13 protein-coding genes, 1 tRNA gene, 1 pseudogene and 2 riboswitches are annotated in these 19,187 nt (G+C 68.3%); of the genes and pseudogenes, 11 read left to right on the top strand and 4 right to left on the bottom strand.

Annotated elements, in window-relative coordinates; genetic code table 11:
* Nucleotides 1-10: 10 nt before the first annotated feature.
* A pseudogene (locus U5771_RS28220) lies at nt 11-277 on the bottom strand (NAD-dependent epimerase/dehydratase family protein); the annotation flags it as partial.
* A complete protein-coding gene (locus tag U5771_RS28215; protein WP_322027019.1) occupies nt 274-2,061 on the bottom strand; it encodes a tetratricopeptide repeat protein in 1,788 nt (595 codons plus the stop codon). The gene U5771_RS28215 and the pseudogene U5771_RS28220, both read right to left, overlap by 4 nt.
* A gap of 549 nt (nt 2,062-2,610) precedes the next feature.
* Between U5771_RS28215 and U5771_RS28210 the strand changes: the two genes are divergently transcribed.
* Genes U5771_RS28210 through U5771_RS28185 form a run of 6 tightly spaced genes read left to right on the top strand, consistent with a single transcriptional unit; the run spans nt 2,611 to nt 10,725 of the window.
* Nucleotides 2,611-3,396 carry a TylF/MycF/NovP-related O-methyltransferase gene (locus U5771_RS28210; protein ID WP_322027018.1) on the top strand — a complete coding sequence of 262 codons (786 nt, stop codon included), beginning with the start codon at nt 2,611-2,613 and terminating at the stop codon, nt 3,394-3,396.
* The gene (locus U5771_RS28205; RefSeq protein WP_322027017.1) at nt 3,393-4,778 is read left to right on the top strand and encodes an FAD-dependent oxidoreductase; all 1,386 of its coding nucleotides are present in this window, start codon (nt 3,393-3,395) and stop codon (nt 4,776-4,778) included. The genes U5771_RS28210 and U5771_RS28205 overlap by 4 nt, the downstream gene beginning before the upstream one ends.
* Entirely contained in the window at nt 4,775-5,497 is a 723-nt protein-coding gene (locus tag U5771_RS28200) for a WbqC family protein (protein WP_415859443.1), read from the top strand. Before U5771_RS28205 ends, U5771_RS28200 begins: the two co-directional genes overlap by 4 nt.
* A 10-nt stretch (nt 5,498-5,507) precedes the next feature.
* Entirely contained in the window at nt 5,508-6,155 is a 648-nt protein-coding gene (locus U5771_RS28195) for a class I SAM-dependent methyltransferase (protein ID WP_322027015.1), read from the top strand.
* Nucleotides 6,156-6,202: 47 nt separating this feature from the next.
* Nucleotides 6,203-7,360, top strand: a complete 1,158-nt coding sequence (rffA, locus tag U5771_RS28190) for a dTDP-4-amino-4,6-dideoxygalactose transaminase (protein WP_322027014.1) — start codon at nt 6,203-6,205, stop codon at nt 7,358-7,360.
* A 2-nt stretch (nt 7,361-7,362) separates the two neighbouring features.
* Nucleotides 7,363-10,725 (top strand): glycosyltransferase family protein, encoded by a 3,363-nt coding sequence (locus tag U5771_RS28185; RefSeq protein ID WP_322027013.1) that lies wholly within the window; start codon nt 7,363-7,365, stop codon nt 10,723-10,725.
* 793 nt (nt 10,726-11,518) lie between these two features.
* Here U5771_RS28185 and U5771_RS28180 read toward each other — a convergent pair.
* A tRNA-Arg gene (locus U5771_RS28180) sits at nt 11,519-11,594 on the bottom strand.
* 261 nt (nt 11,595-11,855) lie between these two features.
* Between U5771_RS28180 and U5771_RS28175 the strand changes: the two genes are divergently transcribed.
* The gene (locus tag U5771_RS28175; protein ID WP_322027012.1) at nt 11,856-12,755 is read left to right on the top strand and encodes a c-type cytochrome; all 900 of its coding nucleotides are present in this window, start codon (nt 11,856-11,858) and stop codon (nt 12,753-12,755) included.
* A gap of 97 nt (nt 12,756-12,852) precedes the next feature.
* On the opposite strand, the gene U5771_RS28170 is transcribed toward U5771_RS28175, so the two are convergent.
* A complete protein-coding gene (locus U5771_RS28170; RefSeq protein WP_322027011.1) occupies nt 12,853-14,940 on the bottom strand; it encodes a UvrD-helicase domain-containing protein in 2,088 nt (695 codons plus the stop codon).
* A gap of 494 nt (nt 14,941-15,434) precedes the next feature.
* Here U5771_RS28170 and U5771_RS28165 point away from each other — a divergent pair, with 494 nt between their 5' ends.
* The 4 genes from U5771_RS28165 to gcvH all read left to right on the top strand — a co-directional run bounded on the left by U5771_RS28165 (nt 15,435) and on the right by gcvH (nt 19,154).
* Nucleotides 15,435-16,487, top strand: coding sequence for an oxidoreductase (locus tag U5771_RS28165; RefSeq protein ID WP_322027010.1), 1,053 nt, complete (start codon nt 15,435-15,437; stop codon nt 16,485-16,487).
* Nucleotides 16,488-16,691: 204 nt separating this feature from the next.
* Entirely contained in the window at nt 16,692-17,060 is a 369-nt protein-coding gene (locus U5771_RS28160) for a hypothetical protein (RefSeq protein WP_059465055.1), read from the top strand.
* A gap of 111 nt (nt 17,061-17,171) precedes the next feature.
* Nucleotides 17,172-17,276: riboswitch (glycine riboswitch) on the top strand.
* Between the two features lie 31 nt (nt 17,277-17,307).
* A riboswitch (glycine riboswitch) is annotated at nt 17,308-17,441 on the top strand.
* A gap of 86 nt (nt 17,442-17,527) precedes the next feature.
* Entirely contained in the window at nt 17,528-18,646 is a 1,119-nt protein-coding gene (gene gcvT / locus U5771_RS28155) for a glycine cleavage system aminomethyltransferase GcvT (RefSeq protein ID WP_322027009.1), read from the top strand.
* A 127-nt stretch (nt 18,647-18,773) separates the two neighbouring features.
* Nucleotides 18,774-19,154, top strand: a complete 381-nt coding sequence (gene gcvH, locus U5771_RS28150) for a glycine cleavage system protein GcvH (protein WP_014895535.1) — start codon at nt 18,774-18,776, stop codon at nt 19,152-19,154.
* Nucleotides 19,155-19,187: the final 33 nt, after the last annotated feature.

The raw sequence follows: 19,187 nt of genomic DNA, 5'->3' as shown, positions 1-19,187 counted from the left end.
CGGCCGACGCCGCGACCGGATCGCCCTGGTAATGGACCGGGCTCGCGGGGCACGCCATGTTGAACACGCGATCCGCCTCGACATACGGCGGCAGCCACACGTCGTGACGGGTCACGTCGAAATTGACGCGGCCGATCCGGTGCGCGACGTTCCGCTTGCTGCCGGTATGGAAGTTGTCCACGCACATCACGTCGTGACCGGCGTTCACGAGGCGCTCGCCCAGGTGCGAGCCGAGAAAGCCCGCGCCGCCGGTGATCAGGATCGAGGCACCGTTCACACCGATGCGTCCGGCGCGGCTTCGACGTGACGCGCCCACATCCCGTGCAGCGCGTCCTCGAAATGGCGCGCGAAGCGGGGCGCATCGCACAGCGGCGACGCGAGCAGCTGCGCGCGCAGCGTCTTGCGCAGCACCGCCAGTTCGGCGGGCTTGCCGACCTGCGCGACGGCCTTCGCGACATACGCGTCGTCGTCGTCCGCGATCCATTCGGGCAGCCGCGCTGCGTGCAACAGGCTCTCGGCAATGTGCGACAGGAAGCGATCGCCGCGCCGGCACAGCACGGGCACGCCCATCCACAGCGCTTCGGCGGTCGTCGTGCCGCCCGGATACGGAAACGGGCTCAGCATCATGTCGACGCGCCGGTGCGCGGCCAGGTACTCGGCGCGCGGCGAACGGCCTTCGAGAATCAGGCGCCGCGCATCGATGCCGTGCGCCGCGAAGCGCTCGGCGAGCGCCTGCTGTTCGCGCGGATCGTCGAGATTCGGCGCCTTCACGAACAGCTTCGCGCCCGCCACCGCCTGCAGCACGCGCGACCAGACCGCGACGACGCGATCGGTGATCTTCGCGAGCTTGCCGAAATAGCCGAACGTCGGATGACCGTTCGCGAGCATCGGGAGCGCGCCGACGTCGATCGGCTCGGCCGGCGGCGTGAAGCACAGATAGCTGTCCGGCAAATGCCAAGGCCGTTCGGTGAAATGTGCGGCCTCGGCGGCCGGCAGCACGTGGCGATCGCCGATCACGTAGTCCATCGCGCGCACGCCGGTGCTCGCGAAGTAGCCGGGCCAGCTCGCCTGCAGCGGCGCCGGCCTCCACGCGAACAGCGGCAGGCGGTTGTAGACCGTGTGGCCCGATGCGTCGAGCAGCACGTCGATGCGGTCCGCGCGAATCTGCGCGGCGGCCGCTTCGTCGCTCAGGCCGGCGAGGCAGGTCCACGTCGAGAAAAACGGCTTGATGCGGGCGGTGACGTCGTCCTCGACGGCGCGCGTCGGGTACGCATGCATCTCGACCCGGTTCGCGTCGAGATGCTTCAGCATGCTCTCGATGAAATAGCCGACCGGATGCGACTTCAGGTCGCCCGACACGATGCCGACCCTGAGCGACCGCCCGACGCGGGCGGTCAGGTCGACGAGCCAGTCCGTCCACGGCTTCGCGCGGGCCGTGACGAGCGCGTCGTAGCGTGCGGCCTCGGCGAGATACGCATCATGGTCGAACGTGTCGCCGTAGTGGCTCGCGAACAGCAGGTTGCTGCGCGGCTCCGGCAGTTCGGGGTGCAGCGCGACCGCGTGCCGATATGCCTCGAGCGCGGCCGGAATCTCGTTCAGGTCGAACAGCGCGTTCGCAAGGTTGTTGTAGGCTTGGGCGTTGTCCGCCTTCAGCGAGATGGCCTTGCAGAACGCATCGACGGCCGCGCGGGCGTCGCCCGCGAGCCGCTGCGCGTTGCCGAGGTTGTTGTATGCGTCGACGTAGTCGGGCCGCAGCTCGATCGCGAGGCGGAAGCACTCGGCCGCGGCGGCATGGCGGTCGTCCGCCTGCATCACGTTGCCGAGGTTGTAGTAGTACATCGCGTCGGGCCTGATCTCGATGGCCGCCATGATCAGGTTGGACGCCTCCTGATAGCGCCCGTACTGATGGCCGATCAGGCCGAGAAGGTGAAGCGCGTCCGCGTGCCGTGGTTCGGCGGCGAGGATCTGCCGGTACAACGTCTCGGCCTCTTCGAGCCGGTCAGCCTGATGGTGCGCCAGCGCGTGGTCGAGCGTGGCGGTGGCGGGGGAAATGGGCATCATGAGATCTGTCGTCCTGCTAGCCAATACGGGGTTCGAAACGCCGCGGCGCCGACGCGTCAGCCGCGCGGGGCGCGCTGGCGGAAATTGCGCGCGATCGACGCGTCGCAGCGGCCGTGCCGTGTTCGCGCCGTGTTCGGTACACGCCTGAATCCTCTCCAGTCGACGGGCGCAGGCGAGTCGGTCATGTCGGCGACGCGTCATCCGGTCGCGGTTCCGCAAGACCGGGCGTGCGACGCCGCGCACGGACAGTCTCCGACGTGTCCGAATTCTCTCCGCGCGCACCACGTTCCAATCCGGCGATCAGGTGCCGGAATTGGTCGTTATTCGCGTGACTGCAAGCCCTTCGAAATCCGCGCCCAACACCCGTGCATCGATCGAAATGCGGGGTGAAATGGGCCGCTAATCCGACATTCGATCCTGGCGACGGGTCGATAGACTTGATCGTAGAAAGATGTCCGACTTGCGACGTGCGGACCGCCGCGCATCCCGATGTCGCCGCGGCGCTCACGCGTTCGTCCGGTCTCACCCTTTGTGCCTGGAGCCTTGTGTATGCACGAATCAGCGATCATCACCAACGCAGACGGCGATCAGCTCGCGGCGCGCCGCGAACTGTTCGACCTGATGCAGACCTATCCTGCGACGCGCGAGGAACTGGAACGATCGCTCGGCCTGTTCGTGCGCGGCTCGCTCCTCGCGCGCATCCTGGCGACGTTCGAGGTGTACCGGCAGATCGTGCCGCTGCCGGGCGCGATCCTCGACATGGGCACGTGGCGCGGGCAAACCGCCGTGCTGTGCGAGAACTTCCGTGCAATTCTCGAGCCGCTGAACTTCCAGCGCCGCATTCACGCGTTCGATACGTTCACGGGCTACACGGGCTTTGCCGAGAACGACGCGCGCGACCGCAAGCTGTTCTCCGACGGCACGTACTCGCTGTCCGGCGAGTACGCCGACCTGCTGCGCAAGCTGCTGAACCTGCACGAGCGCAGCAACGCGATGGGGCATGTGCATGACAAGCACCGCGTGTGGGAAGGCGACTGCCGCGACACGCTGGCGGCATTCGACGAAGCGCATCCCGGCGAGATGGTCGCGCTCGCGTGGTTCGACCTGAACGTGATCGAGCCGACCCGGCATGCGTTCGACGCGGTGATGGAGCGGCTGGTGCCGGGCGGCATCGTTGCGTTCTGGCAGCTCACCCGCGGCGGCCAGTTGCCGGCCGAAGGCATCCATTACCTGCGCGACCTGCTCGGCAATCGCCCGCACCAGATCCACAAGGCGGCGGCGTATCCGTCGCTCTGCTACCTGTCGTTCCCCGAAGGCGGAGGCGCACGCAAATGAAAATCGCGATCCTCGGCAACGGCATTCTCGGCCTGATGACGGCCCGCGCATGGCAGCAGGCCGACCCGGGCGTCGAGCTCGTGATCGTCGGCCACGCGCATCGGCCCGGCTCGGCGACGCGCGCGGCGGCGGCGATGCTCAACTCCTTTACCGAGCTGGAAGGCGACTCGCTCGGCACGCCGATCGATCGCTTCAAGTTCGAGCTGAGCCGTGCGGCGACGGCGGCCTGGCCCGCCGTGTTCGCCGAGATCTGCACGCCGGAGCGCGCGGTTGCGCACGGCTTCGGCACCTTCGTGCTCAACAACGCGGCGACCGACGCGCTCGACGACGAGAACTTCGCGGCCGTGCAGCGGTTCTGCCTGGAATTCGAGGAACCCTGCGAGGCGGTCGATCCGTCAAGCATTCCGAACTATCACCCTGACCCGCGCTATCGCGCGCTGAAGGCGGTCTTCCTGAAGCGCGAAGGCTGGGCCAACCCGAAGCAGTTTCTCGATGCGCTGACGGCGTCCGTCGCGCAGGTCGGCAACGCGCGCTTCATCGACGCCGAAGTCGAGCGGCTCGACACCGCCGGCGGGCGCGTCGTCGCGGCGCGGCTGTCCGACGGCAGCGTGCTCGGCGCGGACCGCTTCATCCTCAGCAACGGCGCCAACCTGACGCGCGTGCTGCAGGCGAGCCTGCCCGAGCTGCCGGTGCAGCGGATGTTCTACGGCATCGGCATGTCGGTCGAGCTGCAGAGCTCGGAGAACGTGCATACGCAGTGCGTGCGCACGACCAACCGCGGCCTCGCGTGCGGTGTGTATTCGGCGCCGTACGGGCCGGACCGGACGCTGGTCGGCGCCAGCAACTACATCAGCCCGGTGCCGCACGAACACGGCCACGCCGGCAGCGCGTACACGCTGCTCAAGTCCGCGATGGACCAGATCAACACCCGCTTTTCGCGCGCGAACCTGGTCAACGTCAACGTCGGCTGGCGGCCGACGACGTCCGACCTGTATCCGCTGTTCGGCGAATCCAGCGTGCGGGACCTGTGGATTCTCGGCGGGACCAAGCGCGACGGCTTCCACCTGTCGCCGGTGCTGTGCCGCGACCTCGTCGCGGCCATGCGCGGCCAGCCGATCGACCCGCGCTACGCGGAACTCGCGCCCGAGCGAAAGCTGATCCGCAACATGACGCGCGAGGCCGCGATCGCGAAGACGGTGCGCCATCAGATCAATGCGGCCTACCAGCACGATTTCGTGCCGGCGAGAAACCGCATGGTCGAACAGCTCCAGAACGCGATGCGCGCGGACCTGGAAGCGCTGCACGACAGGCTGGGCGCGACCGACTGGGGCATTCCGCCCGAGCTCGTCGACATGTACCGGTACGGCCACATCCCGGCATGAGCGGCACGCCCATGAGCCGCGCCGCAAGGCGGGTGGCGATCGTCCAGTCCAACTACATCCCGTGGAAGGGCTACTTCGACCTGATCGCCGCCAGCGACGAGTTCATCCTCTACGACGACGCGCAGTACACGCGCCGCGACTGGCGCAACCGCAACCAGATCAAGACGCCGCAGGGCGTGCAATGGCTGAGCGTGCCGGTGAAGGTGAAGGGCAAGTATCACCAGTCGATCCGCGAAACGGAAATCGACGGTGCCGACTGGGCGCCGCTGCACTGGAAGCGACTGCAGCAGAACTACGCGCGCGCGCCGCACTTCGACCGCTACGCGGACGAGCTCGAGGCGCTTTATGTCGGTCGCACGTACGGCATGCTGAGCGAGCTGAACCTCGCGATGCTGACGTGGACCCTCCGGCAGCTGGAGATCGACACGCCCGTGTCGTCGTCTTCGGACTACGAACTGCACGGCGACCGCACCGGGAAGCTGCTGAACCTGTGCTTGCAGGCGGGTGCGACCGAGTACCTGTCGGGCCCGGCCGCGCGCAGCTACCTGGACGAGAGCCTGTTCGCCGACGCCGGGGTCGCGGTGCGCTGGTTCGACTACCCGGCCTATCCCGAGTATCCGCAGCAATGGGGCGACTTCGTCCACGGCGTGACGGTGCTCGACGTGCTGTTCAACTGCGGTCCCGACGCGCGCCGGTACGCGCTGACCTCGAAAGCGTGAGGTGATGCACATGAGCGAATCCCCGCATGCAAGCCTGCTGCAGGAAGTGGCCGCGTACTACAGCGCGCGGCTGGCGGAGCACGGCGCCACCGCGCGCGGCGTGGACTGGAACGGCGAGACCGGTCAGTTCCTGCGCTTCGAGCAACTGACGAAGATCCTGCCCGCGTCCGGCCGCCACTCGGTGAACGACATCGGCTGCGGCTACGGCGCGCTGGTCGATTTCCTGAAGGCGCGGGCGCTGCCGGACGGCTTCACGTATGCGGGCAACGACATCTCGTCCGACATGGTCGACGTCGCGCGGCAGCGCTACCGCGCCGACGCGAACGTCGCGTTTCACGTCGGCGCGACGCCGCAGGCCGCGTCGGACTACGGGATCGCATCCGGCATCTTCAACGTCCGGCGCGGCCACGGCGACGACGCGTGGCTCGACTACATCCACGCGACGCTCGACACGCTGCACGCGACGAGCCGCCGAGGCTTCTCGTTCAACTGCCTGACGTCGTATTCCGACCCGCCATTCATGCGTCCGGACCTCCTGTACTACGCCGACCCGTGCGCACTGTTCGATCGCTGCAAGCGCCGCTATTCGCGCCACGTCGCGCTGCTGCACGACTACGGCCTGTACGAATTCACGATCCTCGTCCGCAAGGACGTCTGAGCGACGTCGCGCGGCGATCGTCCCACCCCTTACCGCAGAGCCTGACCATGTTCGGCCCACCCAATCTCGACAGCATTCCGTTCGGTCGCCCGTTCGTGGTCGGCAAGGAGCTCTACTACATCGCGAAAGCGGTCGAGCAGGGCGGCCTCGCCGGCGACCAGGCGTTCACGAAGCTCTGCCACCGCTGGCTGGAAGCGCGCATCGGCTGCCGGCGCGCGCTGCTCACGCATTCGTGCACGGCCGCGCTGGAAATGGCCGCGATCCTCGCCGACGTGCAGCCCGGCGACGAAGTGATCATGCCGTCCTACACGTTCGTGTCGACCGCGAACGCGTTCGTGCTGCGCGGCGCGACGCCGGTGTTCGTCGACATTCGCCGCGACACGCTGAACCTCGACGAGACGCTCGTCGCCGCCGCGATCACCGAGCGCACGCGCGCGATCGTGCCGGTGCACTACGCGGGCGTCGCGTGCGACATGGACGTGATCGGGCAGCTCGCGGCGGACCACGGGCTGTGGGTGATCGAGGACGCCGCGCAGGCGCTCCAGTCGACGTGGAACGGCAAGCCGCTCGGCAGCCTCGGGCACCTCGCGTGCCTCAGCTTCCACGAGACCAAGAACGTGATTTCCGGCGAAGGCGGCGCGCTGCTGGTCAACGACCCGCGCCTCGTCGAGCGCGCGGAGATCATTCGCGAGAAGGGCACCAACCGCAGCCAGTTCTTCCGCGGGCAGGTCGACAAGTACACGTGGGTCGACGTCGGTTCGTCGTTCCTGCCGGGCGAGCTGATCGCGGCGTTCCTGTACGCGCAGTTCGAGCACGCGGACGTGATCACCGCGCAGCGGCGCGCGACCGTGCAGCGCTACCAGGACGCGCTGCAGCCGCTGCACGCCGACGGGCTGATCGAGCTGCCCGCGATTTCGCTCGCCGAGCACGGCAACGGCCACATGTTCTATTTCCTCGCGCGCAACCTCGCCGAGCGGAGCGAGCTGCTGCAGCAGATCCGCGCAGTGGGCGTGAACGCCGTGTTCCATTACGTGCCGCTGCACAGTTCGCCGGCCGGCCAGCGCTACGGGCGTTGCGGGTCCGAGCTGCCGGTGACGGAGCGCGTCGCCGACCGGCTCGTCCGGCTGCCGCTGTACCACGACATGACGGAAGCCGAACAGGACCGCATCCTCGACGTGGTCTTCAATTTCTACCGCACGCGATAACGATGACAATTCCGACACCTGGCCCGACGCACAGCGAGTCGCGCGTCTTTGCGCGCCTCGACCACCCGTACTACATCTTCGCGCCGAATTACCGGCAGACCTCCGGCGGGATCCGCGCGATGCACTACCTGTGCCACGTGCTGAACCTGCTCGGCCACGAAGCGTATATCTGCACGCCGGTCGTGAGTCCGGAACTGCGCACGCCGCCGCTGACCGACGACGTCGTGAAGGCGCACGCCCGCGCGAATCGCAGCCCGATCGTCGTCTACCCGGAAGTCGTCACCGACAATCCGTTCAACGCGCGCTGCGTCGTGCGCTACCTCCTGGCCGAGCCCGGTCGCATCCATGGCAAACCGATCGAACTGCAGCCGAACGACCTCGTCTTCACGTTCGGGCCGACGCTGGTGCCGGAAGGATGGCAGGCGGACCCGTTGCGCATGCCGCTGGTCGACACGCGCATCTTCAACAGTGACGGCGTCGACGATGCGCGCCGCAACGGCACGGCCGTCTTCATCAATCGCCACCTGCGGCGCGGCGGCAGCCTGCATCCGGTCACCGCCGAGTCGATCGAGATCTCGAACCGCGTGCCGGAACGCTCGGCGCGCGAACTCGCGGCGCTGTTCCGCCAGGTCGAGTGCGTGTACATGTACGAATGGTCGACCGCCGCGTTCGAGGCGCTGCTGTGCGGCTGCCCGGTCGTGTGCATCATGAATGATGCATCGCTGCCGGAAGCGACCCGGTGGGTGATGGACGGCAAGGGCATCGCATGGGGGCTCGACGAACAGGAGATCGCCCACGCGAAGGCCACCGTTCACGAAGCGCGCGGCGTCTACCTGAAGGACGAGGAGACGTTCTGGCAGCAGTTGCGGCACTTCGTCGACCGGACCCAGGCCCACGCGGACAAGCTGGATGCGGAGTCCGTCGCGACGGACTCCGGCGCGAGAGGCCAGCCCGCGTCCGCGCCGCGCACGCACATCTCGGTCGTCACTGCCGAGCCGGCCGACCAGGCGCGCGCCAGCCTGCGTTTCGTGCAGCCGTTCGCGCGGCTGGCGCGCGACTGGGCACTGACCTTCCCCGTCACGAGCGCCGGCATCGATCCGGACGCACTGCAGCGCTCGGACCTGATCGTGCTGCAGGGCGACACGCCGGGTCTGCTGTCCGCCGCCACGCTGGAACACCTGTTCTCGCTCGGCAAGCCGGTCGTCTACGAGATCGACACGCCGCTCGAAACGCTGCTCGCCGACGCGCCGGGCGCGGCCGACAATGCGCGCCGCAAGGCGGGCATCCGCTACGCCGTGCAGCGCGCGCACGCGCTCGTCGTGCCGTCGGAAGCGCTGGCGCGGCAGTACCGGCAAGTCAACGCATCGGTCCACGTGCTGCCGACCGACGTCGACCTCGAACGGCTGCACCGCGCGGCGCCCGGCGAGCGCGACCACGTGAACCTCGCGGTTTCCGGCGCCGGGCTCGACGGCGGCCGTCTCGAGCAAGTTCGCGGGGCGCTGGCCGAGCTCCGTCGCCGTTATCCGGGGAAGATCCGGGTGTCATTCATCGGAGCGGCGCTGCCGGCCGGCTGGGACCTCGAACCGGACGTCACGCTGATCGCGGAGACCGCTCCTTACGACAGCTTCGCCGACGCACTGAAGCGCGCGGACCTCGACATCGCGCTGGTCGCGTCGCCGGTCACGCTGCGCGACGACGCGCCGCCGCGCACGTGGCTCGAATGCTCGGCGGCCGGCGCGGCCACCGTGCTCGTCGCCGCGCCGGCGCAAGGCGGCGCGGTCGTCCATGGCCGCACGGGCTGGCTGGTCGCCGACGCCGCCGACGCATGGGTCGACGCGATCGCGCACCTGGTCGAGCATCCGCAAACCCGCGCGCAACTCGCCACGGCCGCGCAGGAGGCGATCCGTGCGCAGCACGACGTCGGCCGCAACGCGGCGCGTCACGGCGCGCTGTACGCGCGGCTGCTGGCGGAGAACCGGACGCTGGCGCCCGTCGCCGCGACCGCGGACGCCGTGCCGCATCGGAAGCGCTTGATCGTGTACTCGATCGAGCCGGAGGCGTGCGCGTCGACGCAGGTTCGCCTCATGCTGCCGTTCGGCCGGCTGAGCGACGAGTGGGAGCTCGTCCCGGGCATCCGGGACGGCCGGATCGACAGCAGCGCGCTGGCCACGGCCGACGCCATCCTGGTGCACCGGCTGACGCCCGGCATGCTGACGGGTGACGACCTCTATACGATCTTCAAGCATCAAAAGCCGGTGATCTACGAGACCGACGACCTGCTCACCGACCTGCCGGCCGCGCATCCGCTCGCCGCGCAAGGCGCGATGGCCCGCGCGGGGATCGAGCTCGTGCTGCGCAACGCGGACGCCGTGATCGTGTCGACGCCGTTCGTCGCCAGCCGCTACCGGCTGTCGCACCCGATCGTTCACGTGCTGCCCGACAGCGTGGACTTCGCCCGGTTCTACCGCCCCGTGACGGCGCGCGGCGACGACTGCGTGACGATCGGCATCGCCGACGCGGCGCTGCGCGGCGACAACTTCGCGCTCGTCGATGCGGCGCTGCAGGCAATCTGCGCGCGCCATCCCGGCAAGGTCAAGATGAGTTTCGTCGGCGCGGGCATCCCGCCGGGCTGGGCCGGCCACCCGGCCGCCGGGTTCGAGCCGGCGCCTCACGACTACGACGCGCACGCGCAACGCCTGCCGGAGCGGCGCTGGGACATCGCGCTGGTGCCGCTCGCCGACGACGATTACAACGCCGGCGCGAGCACGCTCCAATGGCAGGAATACGCGGCAGCCGGCGTCGTCACGCTCGTCAGCGACCGGCCCGCCTACCGCTTCGCGCTGAACGACGGCTGTGACGGCCTGCTGGTCGCGGACGAGCCGCAGGCATGGGTCGACGCGCTCGACAGGCTGATCGCCAATCCGGCGCTGCGCCGCGGGATCGCGCGCACCGCGCAGGCGAAGGTCCGCAAGCATCACGCGCTGCAGCAGGCGTTGCCGCGCTATCGCCACGTGTATCAGCAGTGCATCGACAAGGGCGTGAGCGGCGGCCAGCCCGGCCGGTCGGATGCGCCAATTCCCGGCGTGCTGATCCTCGACGCCTACGGCGATCTCGACAAGGTCCGGCTGAGCCTGCACGAAATCGCAATGCGGCCGGAGCAGGATCTGCTGGCGGTCGTGGTGACCACGTCGCAGGCGCCGTTGCCCGAGTGGACCGACAAGGTGCGCTACCTCGGTGCGGCCGCGCACGAATACGCGGCCACCGTCGAGCAGCTATGCGCGCTGCCGGCGTTCGACTGGACGCTGATCGTCGAGGCGGGTAACGGGGATGCGGCGCACACGCACGCGGATGCGGTGACGGCATAGGGCCTGCTCAAGGCGATCCGTCAGGACGCCGCCGGCGCCGCGCTCCGGCGACGGCCACGCGTTCGCCGTCGAGTCCGAGCCGCTCGCTCGCGAACGCGCCCTCGACCCGCTCGATCGTCCAGCGCATGGCAGCGCTGTCCAAACTTGCCCGAGCACGAGCCGCAGCCACGTCAGGCGTCGCGCAAGCATCGGCATCGCCAGCGCTTGCACGACCCGTTGCTGGTCCCGGTCGGTCGCGTCGAAGCGCAGGCACGCGTCGGCGCACGTTTCCACGGTGAGGTCGGCCTTGGTCAGGCACGAGAAGAGGTTCATCGGGCAGGCAGCCGTCCGCATGGCGGCGAACGGCATTCAAATGAGCGCGAGCGCGGAATCCGCGCCCCGCGTACCGGCCGGCATCGCGCGGCCGGCATCGCGGGGCCGCCTCCGGCGCGCCGCCGCCAGCGACACGATCGGATAACGCCCGAGCGACAGCTCAATGTTTTACCCATCCCGCATGTAGCGATACGCCCAGACCTTGCGAGTCGGCCGCGCAGGTACAACCCATTGCCATCAGGCAGTAAGTATTTCTTCGCGCAGTGCTCCGCGTTTTTTACTTTTAAATCAGTGAGTTGCCCGATGATTTTGCACCCCAAAAAGGCAAAACCTCGGCACAACCATTTTTGGGTACAAAATCTGGGACATGCAAACGCCGGATTCGCAGGAACTCACCGGCTTTCCGCGGACGCAAATATCCCGCAACGCCTTATCCGGCGCGGCTTTTCAGGACTTCAGGGGACTTTTGAGGAAAACCAGATGGCGCGCCCGGCTGGGATCGAACCAGCAACCCCTGCCTTCGGAGGGCAGTACTCTATCCATTGAGCTACGGGCGCATATGACAGTGACGACAGTGAAACGACCCCAATAAACCGGCCGCCCACCATTGGCAAGACGGCAAGGATACCCGGTTTCCCATGACGCGTCCACCTTGCCCGCCGAAACCCCGTCAGGCCCCCATTCGTGCGGGTAAACACGCGCCTTCGCGCCGCTCGCCGTGATGTAAACGTTCCGTCTATAATCGTCCGTGCTTCATTGGACTGCCATTTTGCCGTTGCACCGCGCTCACAATTCCTATTCACGGAGACGAGGCAAGCATGAGCGAAGCACCCCACGAATCTCCCGTCAAAACCCCCGGGCAGCTGATTGCTGTCGTCATCGCATCATTCGCGATTCCGATCGCCCTGATCGTCCTGTTTGCCACCTATGCCAACCATGCGTTCCGGTCAGGCGCAGGCACGGACGCGCTATCCGACGAACAGGTCGCCGCGCGGATCGCACCGCTCGCGAAGGTCGACGTGAAGGACGCGAATGCGCCCCGCACGTACAAGACCGGCGAGGAAGTCTACAAGGCCGTGTGCGTGACCTGTCACGGCACGGGCGCCGCCGGCGCGCCGAAGTTCGGCAACAAGGACGACTGGGCGCCGCGCATCTCGCAGGGCTTCGACACGCTGCTGAAGACGGCGCTGGCGGGCAAGGGCGCGATGCCGCCGCGCGGCGGCACGAGCCCCGACGACGTCAGCGACTATGAAATCGCGCGCACGATCGTCTACATGGCGAACAACGACGGCGCGAACTTCCCCGAACCGGCTGCCCCGGCCGCCAATGCGGCGCCGGCGGCGAACGGCGCGGCGGGTGCGGCAGGCGCTTCGGGCGCCGATGCATCGAACGCGCAGGCCGCCGCCGCAATGGCCGCGATCGCCGCGATTCCGAAGGCCGGCGAAAAGCCCGCGGCCGCGCCGACCAGCGCCGACGCCGCCTCCGCCGGCAAGGCGCTGTACACGCAGGTCTGCCAGGCGTGTCACGCGGCCGGCGTGCTCGGCGCGCCGAAGTTCGGCAACAAGGACGACTGGGCGCCGCGCCTGAAGGACTCGATGGATACCGTCTACAACTACGCGCTGCACGGCAAGGGCGCGATGCCGCCGAAGGGCGGGGCAACCGCGTCCGACGCCGACGTGAAGGCGGCCGTCGACTACATGGTCAACGCGTCGAAGTAACGCCTGCCGGCCGGAAAAAACCCCCGCGGTGCACGCGCATCGCGGGGGTTTTGTTTATCCGGATCGCCCGGGCATCAGCACGCCGCAACGCGCCGCATCACTTCTGCAGCAACGCCTTCAGGCTCGCGAGCCGGTCCTTCGGCGTCATCGGCGCTTCCTCCGGCGTCGGCGGCGGCGCTTCGTCGAGCCCCATCTCGGGAATGAAGCGCGACGGCTCGCACACGACCGTCTCGCGCGCCCGCTTGCGCTTCTTGCACCAGTTCAGGTGCAGGCTGCGCTGCGCACGCGTGATCGCGACGTACATCAGCCGGCGCTCCTCCTCGATCCGCTCGCTGTCGATCGGGCCGTCGTCCTCGCTGCCGCCGCGGTGCGGCATGATGCCCTCCTCGACGCCGACCAGGAACACGTGCGGATACTCGAGCCCCTTCGACGCATGGACGGTCGACAGCCGCACGGCGTCCGGATCCTCGTCCTTGCCTTCGAGCATCGACATCAGCGCGACGGTCTGGATCAGGCCCAGCAGGTTCTTGCCGGTGTCCGCGAGCCCGTCCGCGTTGTGGAAGCCTTCGGCCTCGCCATCGACGGCTTCCGTCTCGGGCTTGGTGCCCTTGCGCTTCAGCCATTCGAGGAATTCGAGCACGTTCTGCCACTTCGACTGCGCCTGCCGCTCGTCGAACGCGTCGTACAGGTAGGCCTCGTAGTGGATGGCCTCCATCATGTCGTCGAGCACGACGGTCGCGGGCTCCTTGTCCGCGCGATCGGTCAGGCGCTGGATGAAGTCGCAGAACATCCGCAGCGGCTCGACCTGCCGCGCGGACAGCCGCGCCTCGATCCCGCCCATGTACACGGCCTCGAACAGCGACACCTTCGCCTGGCCGGCGAACGAGCCGAGCGCCTCGAGGGTCGTGTTGCCGATCCCGCGGCGCGGCGTGGTGACCGCGCGGATGAACGCGGGATCGTCGTCGGCGTTCGCGATCAGGCGCAGGTATGCGCACAGATCCTTGATCTCGGCCTTGTCGAAGAACGACTGGCCGCCCGACAGCACGTACGGGATCCGCTCGCGCCGCAGCACCTGCTCGAAGATCCGCGCCTGGAAGTTGCCGCGATAGAGGATCGCGTAGTCGCGGAACTGCGCGCGCCGCTCGAACTTGTGCGCGGACAACCGGAACACGACCGATTCGGCTTCATGTTCCTCGTCATTGCACGGCGTGACGGTGATCGAGTCGCCCATCCCGTGCTCGGACCACAGCTTCTTCTCGAACAGCTTCGGGTTGTTCGCGATCACGTTGTTCGCGGCGGTCAGGATCCGCACCGTCGACCGGTAGTTCTGCTCGAGCTTGACCAGGTGCAGCTTCGGGAAATCCTTGCCGAGCTGCGCGAGGTTCTCGAGCGTCGCGCCGCGCCAGCCGTAGATCGCCTGGTCGTCGTCGCCCACCGCCGTGAACGCGGCGCGCGGGCCGGCGAGCAGCTTCAGCAGCTCGTACTGGCACGCGTTGGTGTCCTGGTATTCGTCGATCAGCAGATAGCGCAGCTTGTTCTGCCAGCGGTCGCGCACCTGCTCGTTCTTCTCGAACAGCTCGGCCGGCAGGCGGATCAGGTCGTCGAAGTCGACCGCCTGGTACGCATGCAGCGTCGCGACGTAGTTGCGATAGACCAGCGCCGCCTGGTGCTCGTCCTCGTTGGCCGCGATCGTCATCGCCTCGTCGGGCATGATCAGGCCGTTCTTCCACAGCGAGATCGTGCTCTGGATCTTGCGGATCAGGCCCTTGTCGGTGGTGCCGATCTGCTCCTGGATCATCCCGAAGCAGTCGTCCGAATCCATGATCGAGAACTGCGGCTTCAGGCCGACGTGCTCGGCCTCCTGGCGCAGGATCTGCACGCCGAGCGAGTGGAACGTACACACGGTGAGCTGGTTGACGGGCACCTTGCGGCCTTCCTTGCCGGGCGTGGTGAGCGTCTTGCCCTCCAGCAGCTTCGACACGCGCTCGCGCATTTCGGCGGCGGCCTTGTTCGTGAACGTGACGGCCGCGATGTGGCGCGGCTCGAAGCCTTTCGCTTCGATCAGGTGCGCGATCTTCTGCGTGATCACGCGGGTCTTGCCGCTGCCCGCGCCGGCGAGCACGAGGCAGGGACCGTCGAGGTAGCGCACCGCTTCGTTCTGAGCGGGGTTGAGGCCTGCGGACATGATGGCGGATGATGTTGCGGTTGACGGCGAACGCCGGGAGGATGCCGCGCACGGCAGGCCTGGAATGCAGGCGGACACGCGGGGCAGGACGCGCATGTTAACACGTCGGCGACGCGCTTTTCGGGAGCGCCGCCGGACGGGGCCGAGCCGGCAGGCTGTCGTTTTCGTCTCCCTGTTCGGTGCTTGATCCGGCCCTCGCTTCCTTGTCCGGACGGCCAATCCGGCCCCATCCACGGCCCGATCGGTCACAATGGGCGACCGTCGCGGCGGCAAGCGCCCGGCCCGCGCCCCGCAGCGCCGGCCGCCCCGCCCGCCGAGCGCAGCGCCTGCCCGTCCCGCGCCAAATGCCGGCTGCGGCCGTGCATGCGCCGCATCGTGCCGCGCGTCGTGCCGAACGCGCCGGTGCATGCCGCCGCGCCATGCCAGAATAGCCGGTCGTCCGCGCGCCTTCGCGGCGCGCCATCCTTTCGTTTCGTACGCAGCCAAGGATTGCCATGTCGTCATTGCTCAGGATTGGTTTGATGGGTTTCGGTTTCGCCGGCGCGACGTTCCACGCGCCCGTGATCGCCACGAGCGGCCGCACCGAGGTCGCCGCGATCGCGACGGGGCAGCCCGATCGTGCGCGCGCCGCGTATCCGGGCGCACGCATCGTCCCCGATCTCGATACGATGCTCGGCCTCGACGACATCGACTGCGTGGTGATCGCCACGCCGAACGACACGCACTTCACGCTCGCGCGCCAGGTGCTCGAAGCCGGCCGCCACGTGGTCGTCGACAAGCCCGTCACGCTCACCGCCGACGAAGCGCTCGCGCTGGCGCGGCTCGCGAACGCGCGCAGCCGCCTGTTCGCGCCGTTCCACAACCGCCGCTGGGACGGCGACTTCCTCACCGTGCGCCGCATAGTCGAATCCGGCGAACTCGGCCGGCTCACCTATTTCGCGTCGCACTTCGACCGCTTCCGGCCGACCCCGCGCACGCGCTGGCGCGAGGAGCCCGCACGCGGCGGCGGCCTGCTGCTCGACCTCGGCCCGCACCTGATCGACCAGGCGCTCGCGCTGTTTGGGCTGCCGGAAACGGTCGGCGCCACGGTCAAGACGCGCCGCGACAACGGCACGGCGCCCGATTTCGTGCACCTGCTGCTCGGCTATCCGGACAAGGACGTCGCGCTGCACGCGAGCGCGCTGTCGGCGATCGAGCCCGCGCGCTTCACGCTGCACGGCACGCGCGGCAGCTACCAGAAGTTCGGGCTCGACACGCAGGAAGACCAGTTGAAGGCCGGCCTCACGGCGGACGACGTCGAGTTCGGCGGCGGCAACCCGCCCGGCGTGCTGCGCGTGCTCGACGGCGAGGTCGAGGTCGAGCGGCCGGTGCCGACGCTCGACGGCCAGTACGCGGAGTTCTACCGCGCGCTCGCCGCGTCGGTCCACGACGGCGCGCCGTTCCCGGTCACGCCGCAGGACGCCGTCGACGTGATGACGATCATCGAGCTCGCCGCGCAGAGCGAGCACGAAGGCCGCCGCGTACCGTTCGTGCGCCGCCCCGTCTGACGGCCGCGGCCGGGTCGGTGCCGATCCGGCCGCGGCCGCCATCCCGTGCCGCACCGTTCCCCGGCCGCGGCCATGCGTCAGCCGCCACCGCGGCACGCTCCCGAACATTCCGTTACAAATGGTGCGGGAACGAAAGTCAGCGGTCGTCCGGTCTGACGCGTTTCTCATAAAGTCGATCCGACACCAAACCGTCAGGAGAATGTGATGCAACGGTTGATTCGCGCAGCGGCATGCTGCGTCCTGGTTTCCTCGCTCGCGGCCTGTATCGTGCAGCCGCAGCGGCCGGCCCGACAGGCGCCCCCGCCCCCGCCGCGGCCGAATCCGCAGGTCGTCGCGAACGATCGCCTGCAGGAGGTCCAGGGCCGGATCGACAACCTGCACCGCCGGGTCGACGCGCGCGTCAACGGCGGCTACTACCCGCCGCCGTACGGCGCGCAGCTGCACCACCGCCTCGACGTGATCCGCCAGGAAGCGAACGACATGTCGGCGCAGCACAACGGCGGCCTGTCCGGCGACGAGCAGCGCGTGCTGAACCAGGAACTCGACACGGCCGCGCGCGCGATCGGCGAGTAATACCGGCCATGCCGGGGCCGGCAAAAGCGGCGGCGCGCCATGCCGCCGCTTGTCGCGAAGCGACATCCTTTTGCTCAAATTGACAATGCCCACCCGCTCGCGTACAGTCGCCCGCACGCGTCGGGAGAGCGTGTGACCGCGTAGCTAGCAACGCCGGTCGCGCCGCCGAAGGGGCACACCCGCAAACTCTCAGGCAAAAGGACCGACCGCGTCGGGGAATCCCGTCCGCGCATTGCGCGGGCCGCACTCCCCGCACTCTGGAGAGCGGCAGTAGCCCGCTGCGCGATTGCAGCGCGGGCAGGCTGCCCACCGAAGGGGCGCGCGTTCGCCGGCTTGTCGCCGCGGCGCAATCTCTCAGGTATCGAGGACAGAGGGGCATGTACCGGATCGCTTCGCAGGCCCCAAGGCCGCGACGATCGGCACATGGCCGTTCTGACCCGCGCGCAAGCGCCTTGCCTGAGGCCTCGATGACTGCACTGAATCAAACCCCGCTCAACGCCGCGCACCGCGCGCTCAATGCCCGCATGGTCGACTTCGGCGGCTGGGACATGCCCGTCAACTACGGCTCGCAGATCGAAGAACACGAAGCCGTGCGCACCGACGCCGGCATGTTCGACGTGTCGCACATGTGCGTCGTCGATTTCACCGGCAGCCGCGTGCGCGCGTTCTTCGAACACGCGATCGCGAACAACGTCGGCAAGCTCAAGACCCCCGGCAAGGCGCTCTACTCGTGCCTGCTCAACCCGCAGGGCGGCGTCATCGACGACCTGATCGTCTATTACTTCACCGAAGACTTCTTCCGCGTCGTCGTCAACGCCGGCACGGCCGAGAAGGACATCGCGTGGTTCAACCAGCTCAACGAACAAGGCGGCTACGGCCTGACCATCGCGCCGCGCCGCGATTTCGCGATCGTCGCCGTTCAGGGCCCGAACGCCCGTGAAAAGGTCTGGACGACGGTGCCGGCCGCGCGCGCCGCGACCAGCGAACTGAAGCCGTTCAACGCCGCGCAGGTCGCCGGCACGCCGTTCGGCGATCTCACCGTCGCGCGCACCGGCTACACCGGCGAAGACGGTTTCGAAGTGATCGTCCCGGCCGTGCACGTCGAAGCGCTGTGGACCGCGCTGCAGCAAAACGGCGTGCGCCCGTGCGGGCTCGGCGCGCGCGACACGCTGCGCCTCGAGGCCGGCATGAACCTGTACGGCCAGGACATGGACGACAACGTGTCCCCGCTCGACGCGGGCCTCGCATGGACGGTCGACCTGTCGGCGCCGCGCGAGTTCGTCGGCCGCGCCGCGCTCGAGCGCGACGGCACGCGCGCCGCGTTCGTCGGCCTGATCCTGCTGAAGGAAAACGGCAAGGCGGGCGGCGTGCTGCGCGCGCACCAGAAGGTCGTCACGCCGCACGGCGAGGGCGAGATCACGAGCGGCACGTTCTCGCCGTCGATGCAGGAATCGATCGCGTTCGCGCGCGTGCCGGCGGCCGTCCAGGTCGGCGACACGATCCATGTGCAGATTCGAGACAAGCAACTTCCCGCGCGCGTGGTAAAACTGCCGTTCGTGCGCAACGGCAAGGTCCTCGCTGCGTAACGAGACCGAGAAGCGACCGGGAGGCCGCCTCCCGGGAAGCCGGGAAATGGCGCCCGGCGCAACCACATCCGGCGCGCCTCGGCGGCGCGCCAGCATAACGAACACACCTTTTATCCAGGAGCATCCGATGAGCAACGTCCCGGCCGATCTGAAGTACACCGACGAACACGAGTGGATCCGCACCGAAGCCGACGGCACGCTGACGGTCGGCATCACCGATCACGCGCAGAGCACGCTCGGCGACATCGTCTTCCTCGAACTGCCGCAAGTCGGCAAGTCGGTGAACGCGGGTGACGCCGTCGGCGTCGTCGAATCGGTGAAGGCGGCATCCGACATCTACTCGCCGGTGTCCGGCGAAGTCGTCGCCATCAACGAAGAAGCCGCCGACTCGCCGGAAGAAGTGAACAGCGACGCATACGGCGTGTGGCTCTTCAAGATCAAGCTCGCGGCCGGCGCCTCGACCGACAAGCTGATCGACGCTGACGCCTACAGCAAGCTGATCGACTAATTTTCCCTACCCGAACCGCGCGGGGCCGGCCAG

Origin of the sequence: Burkholderia sp. BCC1977, from assembly GCF_905339595.1 — a bacterium.
In the GTDB taxonomy this organism is placed as follows: Bacteria; Pseudomonadota; Gammaproteobacteria; order Burkholderiales; family Burkholderiaceae; genus Burkholderia.
The sequence above is the reverse complement of the archived record's forward strand: the minus strand, read 5'-3'. Positions and strand labels throughout refer to the sequence as shown.

Excerpts from the sequence above, each read along its gene's own strand:
- U5771_RS28165 (WP_322027010.1), top strand. The coding sequence starts at position 15,435 with ATGTCGTCATTGCTCAGGATTGGTTTGATGGGTTTCGGTTTCGCCGGC.
- U5771_RS28205 (WP_322027017.1), top strand. The coding sequence starts at position 3,393 with ATGAAAATCGCGATCCTCGGCAACGGCATTCTCGGCCTGATGACGGCC.
- U5771_RS28185 (WP_322027013.1), top strand. The coding sequence starts at position 7,363 with ATGACAATTCCGACACCTGGCCCGACGCACAGCGAGTCGCGCGTCTTT.
- U5771_RS28175 (WP_322027012.1), top strand. The coding sequence starts at position 11,856 with ATGAGCGAAGCACCCCACGAATCTCCCGTCAAAACCCCCGGGCAGCTG.
- U5771_RS28195 (WP_322027015.1), top strand. The coding sequence starts at position 5,508 with ATGAGCGAATCCCCGCATGCAAGCCTGCTGCAGGAAGTGGCCGCGTAC.
- gcvH (WP_014895535.1), top strand. The coding sequence starts at position 18,774 with ATGAGCAACGTCCCGGCCGATCTGAAGTACACCGACGAACACGAGTGG.
- gcvT (WP_322027009.1), top strand. The coding sequence starts at position 17,528 with ATGACTGCACTGAATCAAACCCCGCTCAACGCCGCGCACCGCGCGCTC.
- U5771_RS28215 (WP_322027019.1), bottom strand. The coding sequence starts at position 2,061 with ATGATGCCCATTTCCCCCGCCACCGCCACGCTCGACCACGCGCTGGCG.
- rffA (WP_322027014.1), top strand. The coding sequence starts at position 6,203 with ATGTTCGGCCCACCCAATCTCGACAGCATTCCGTTCGGTCGCCCGTTC.
- U5771_RS28170 (WP_322027011.1), bottom strand. The coding sequence starts at position 14,940 with ATGTCCGCAGGCCTCAACCCCGCTCAGAACGAAGCGGTGCGCTACCTC.
- U5771_RS28200 (WP_415859443.1), top strand. The coding sequence starts at position 4,775 with ATGAGCGGCACGCCCATGAGCCGCGCCGCAAGGCGGGTGGCGATCGTC.
- U5771_RS28210 (WP_322027018.1), top strand. The coding sequence starts at position 2,611 with ATGCACGAATCAGCGATCATCACCAACGCAGACGGCGATCAGCTCGCG.
- U5771_RS28160 (WP_059465055.1), top strand. The coding sequence starts at position 16,692 with ATGCAACGGTTGATTCGCGCAGCGGCATGCTGCGTCCTGGTTTCCTCG.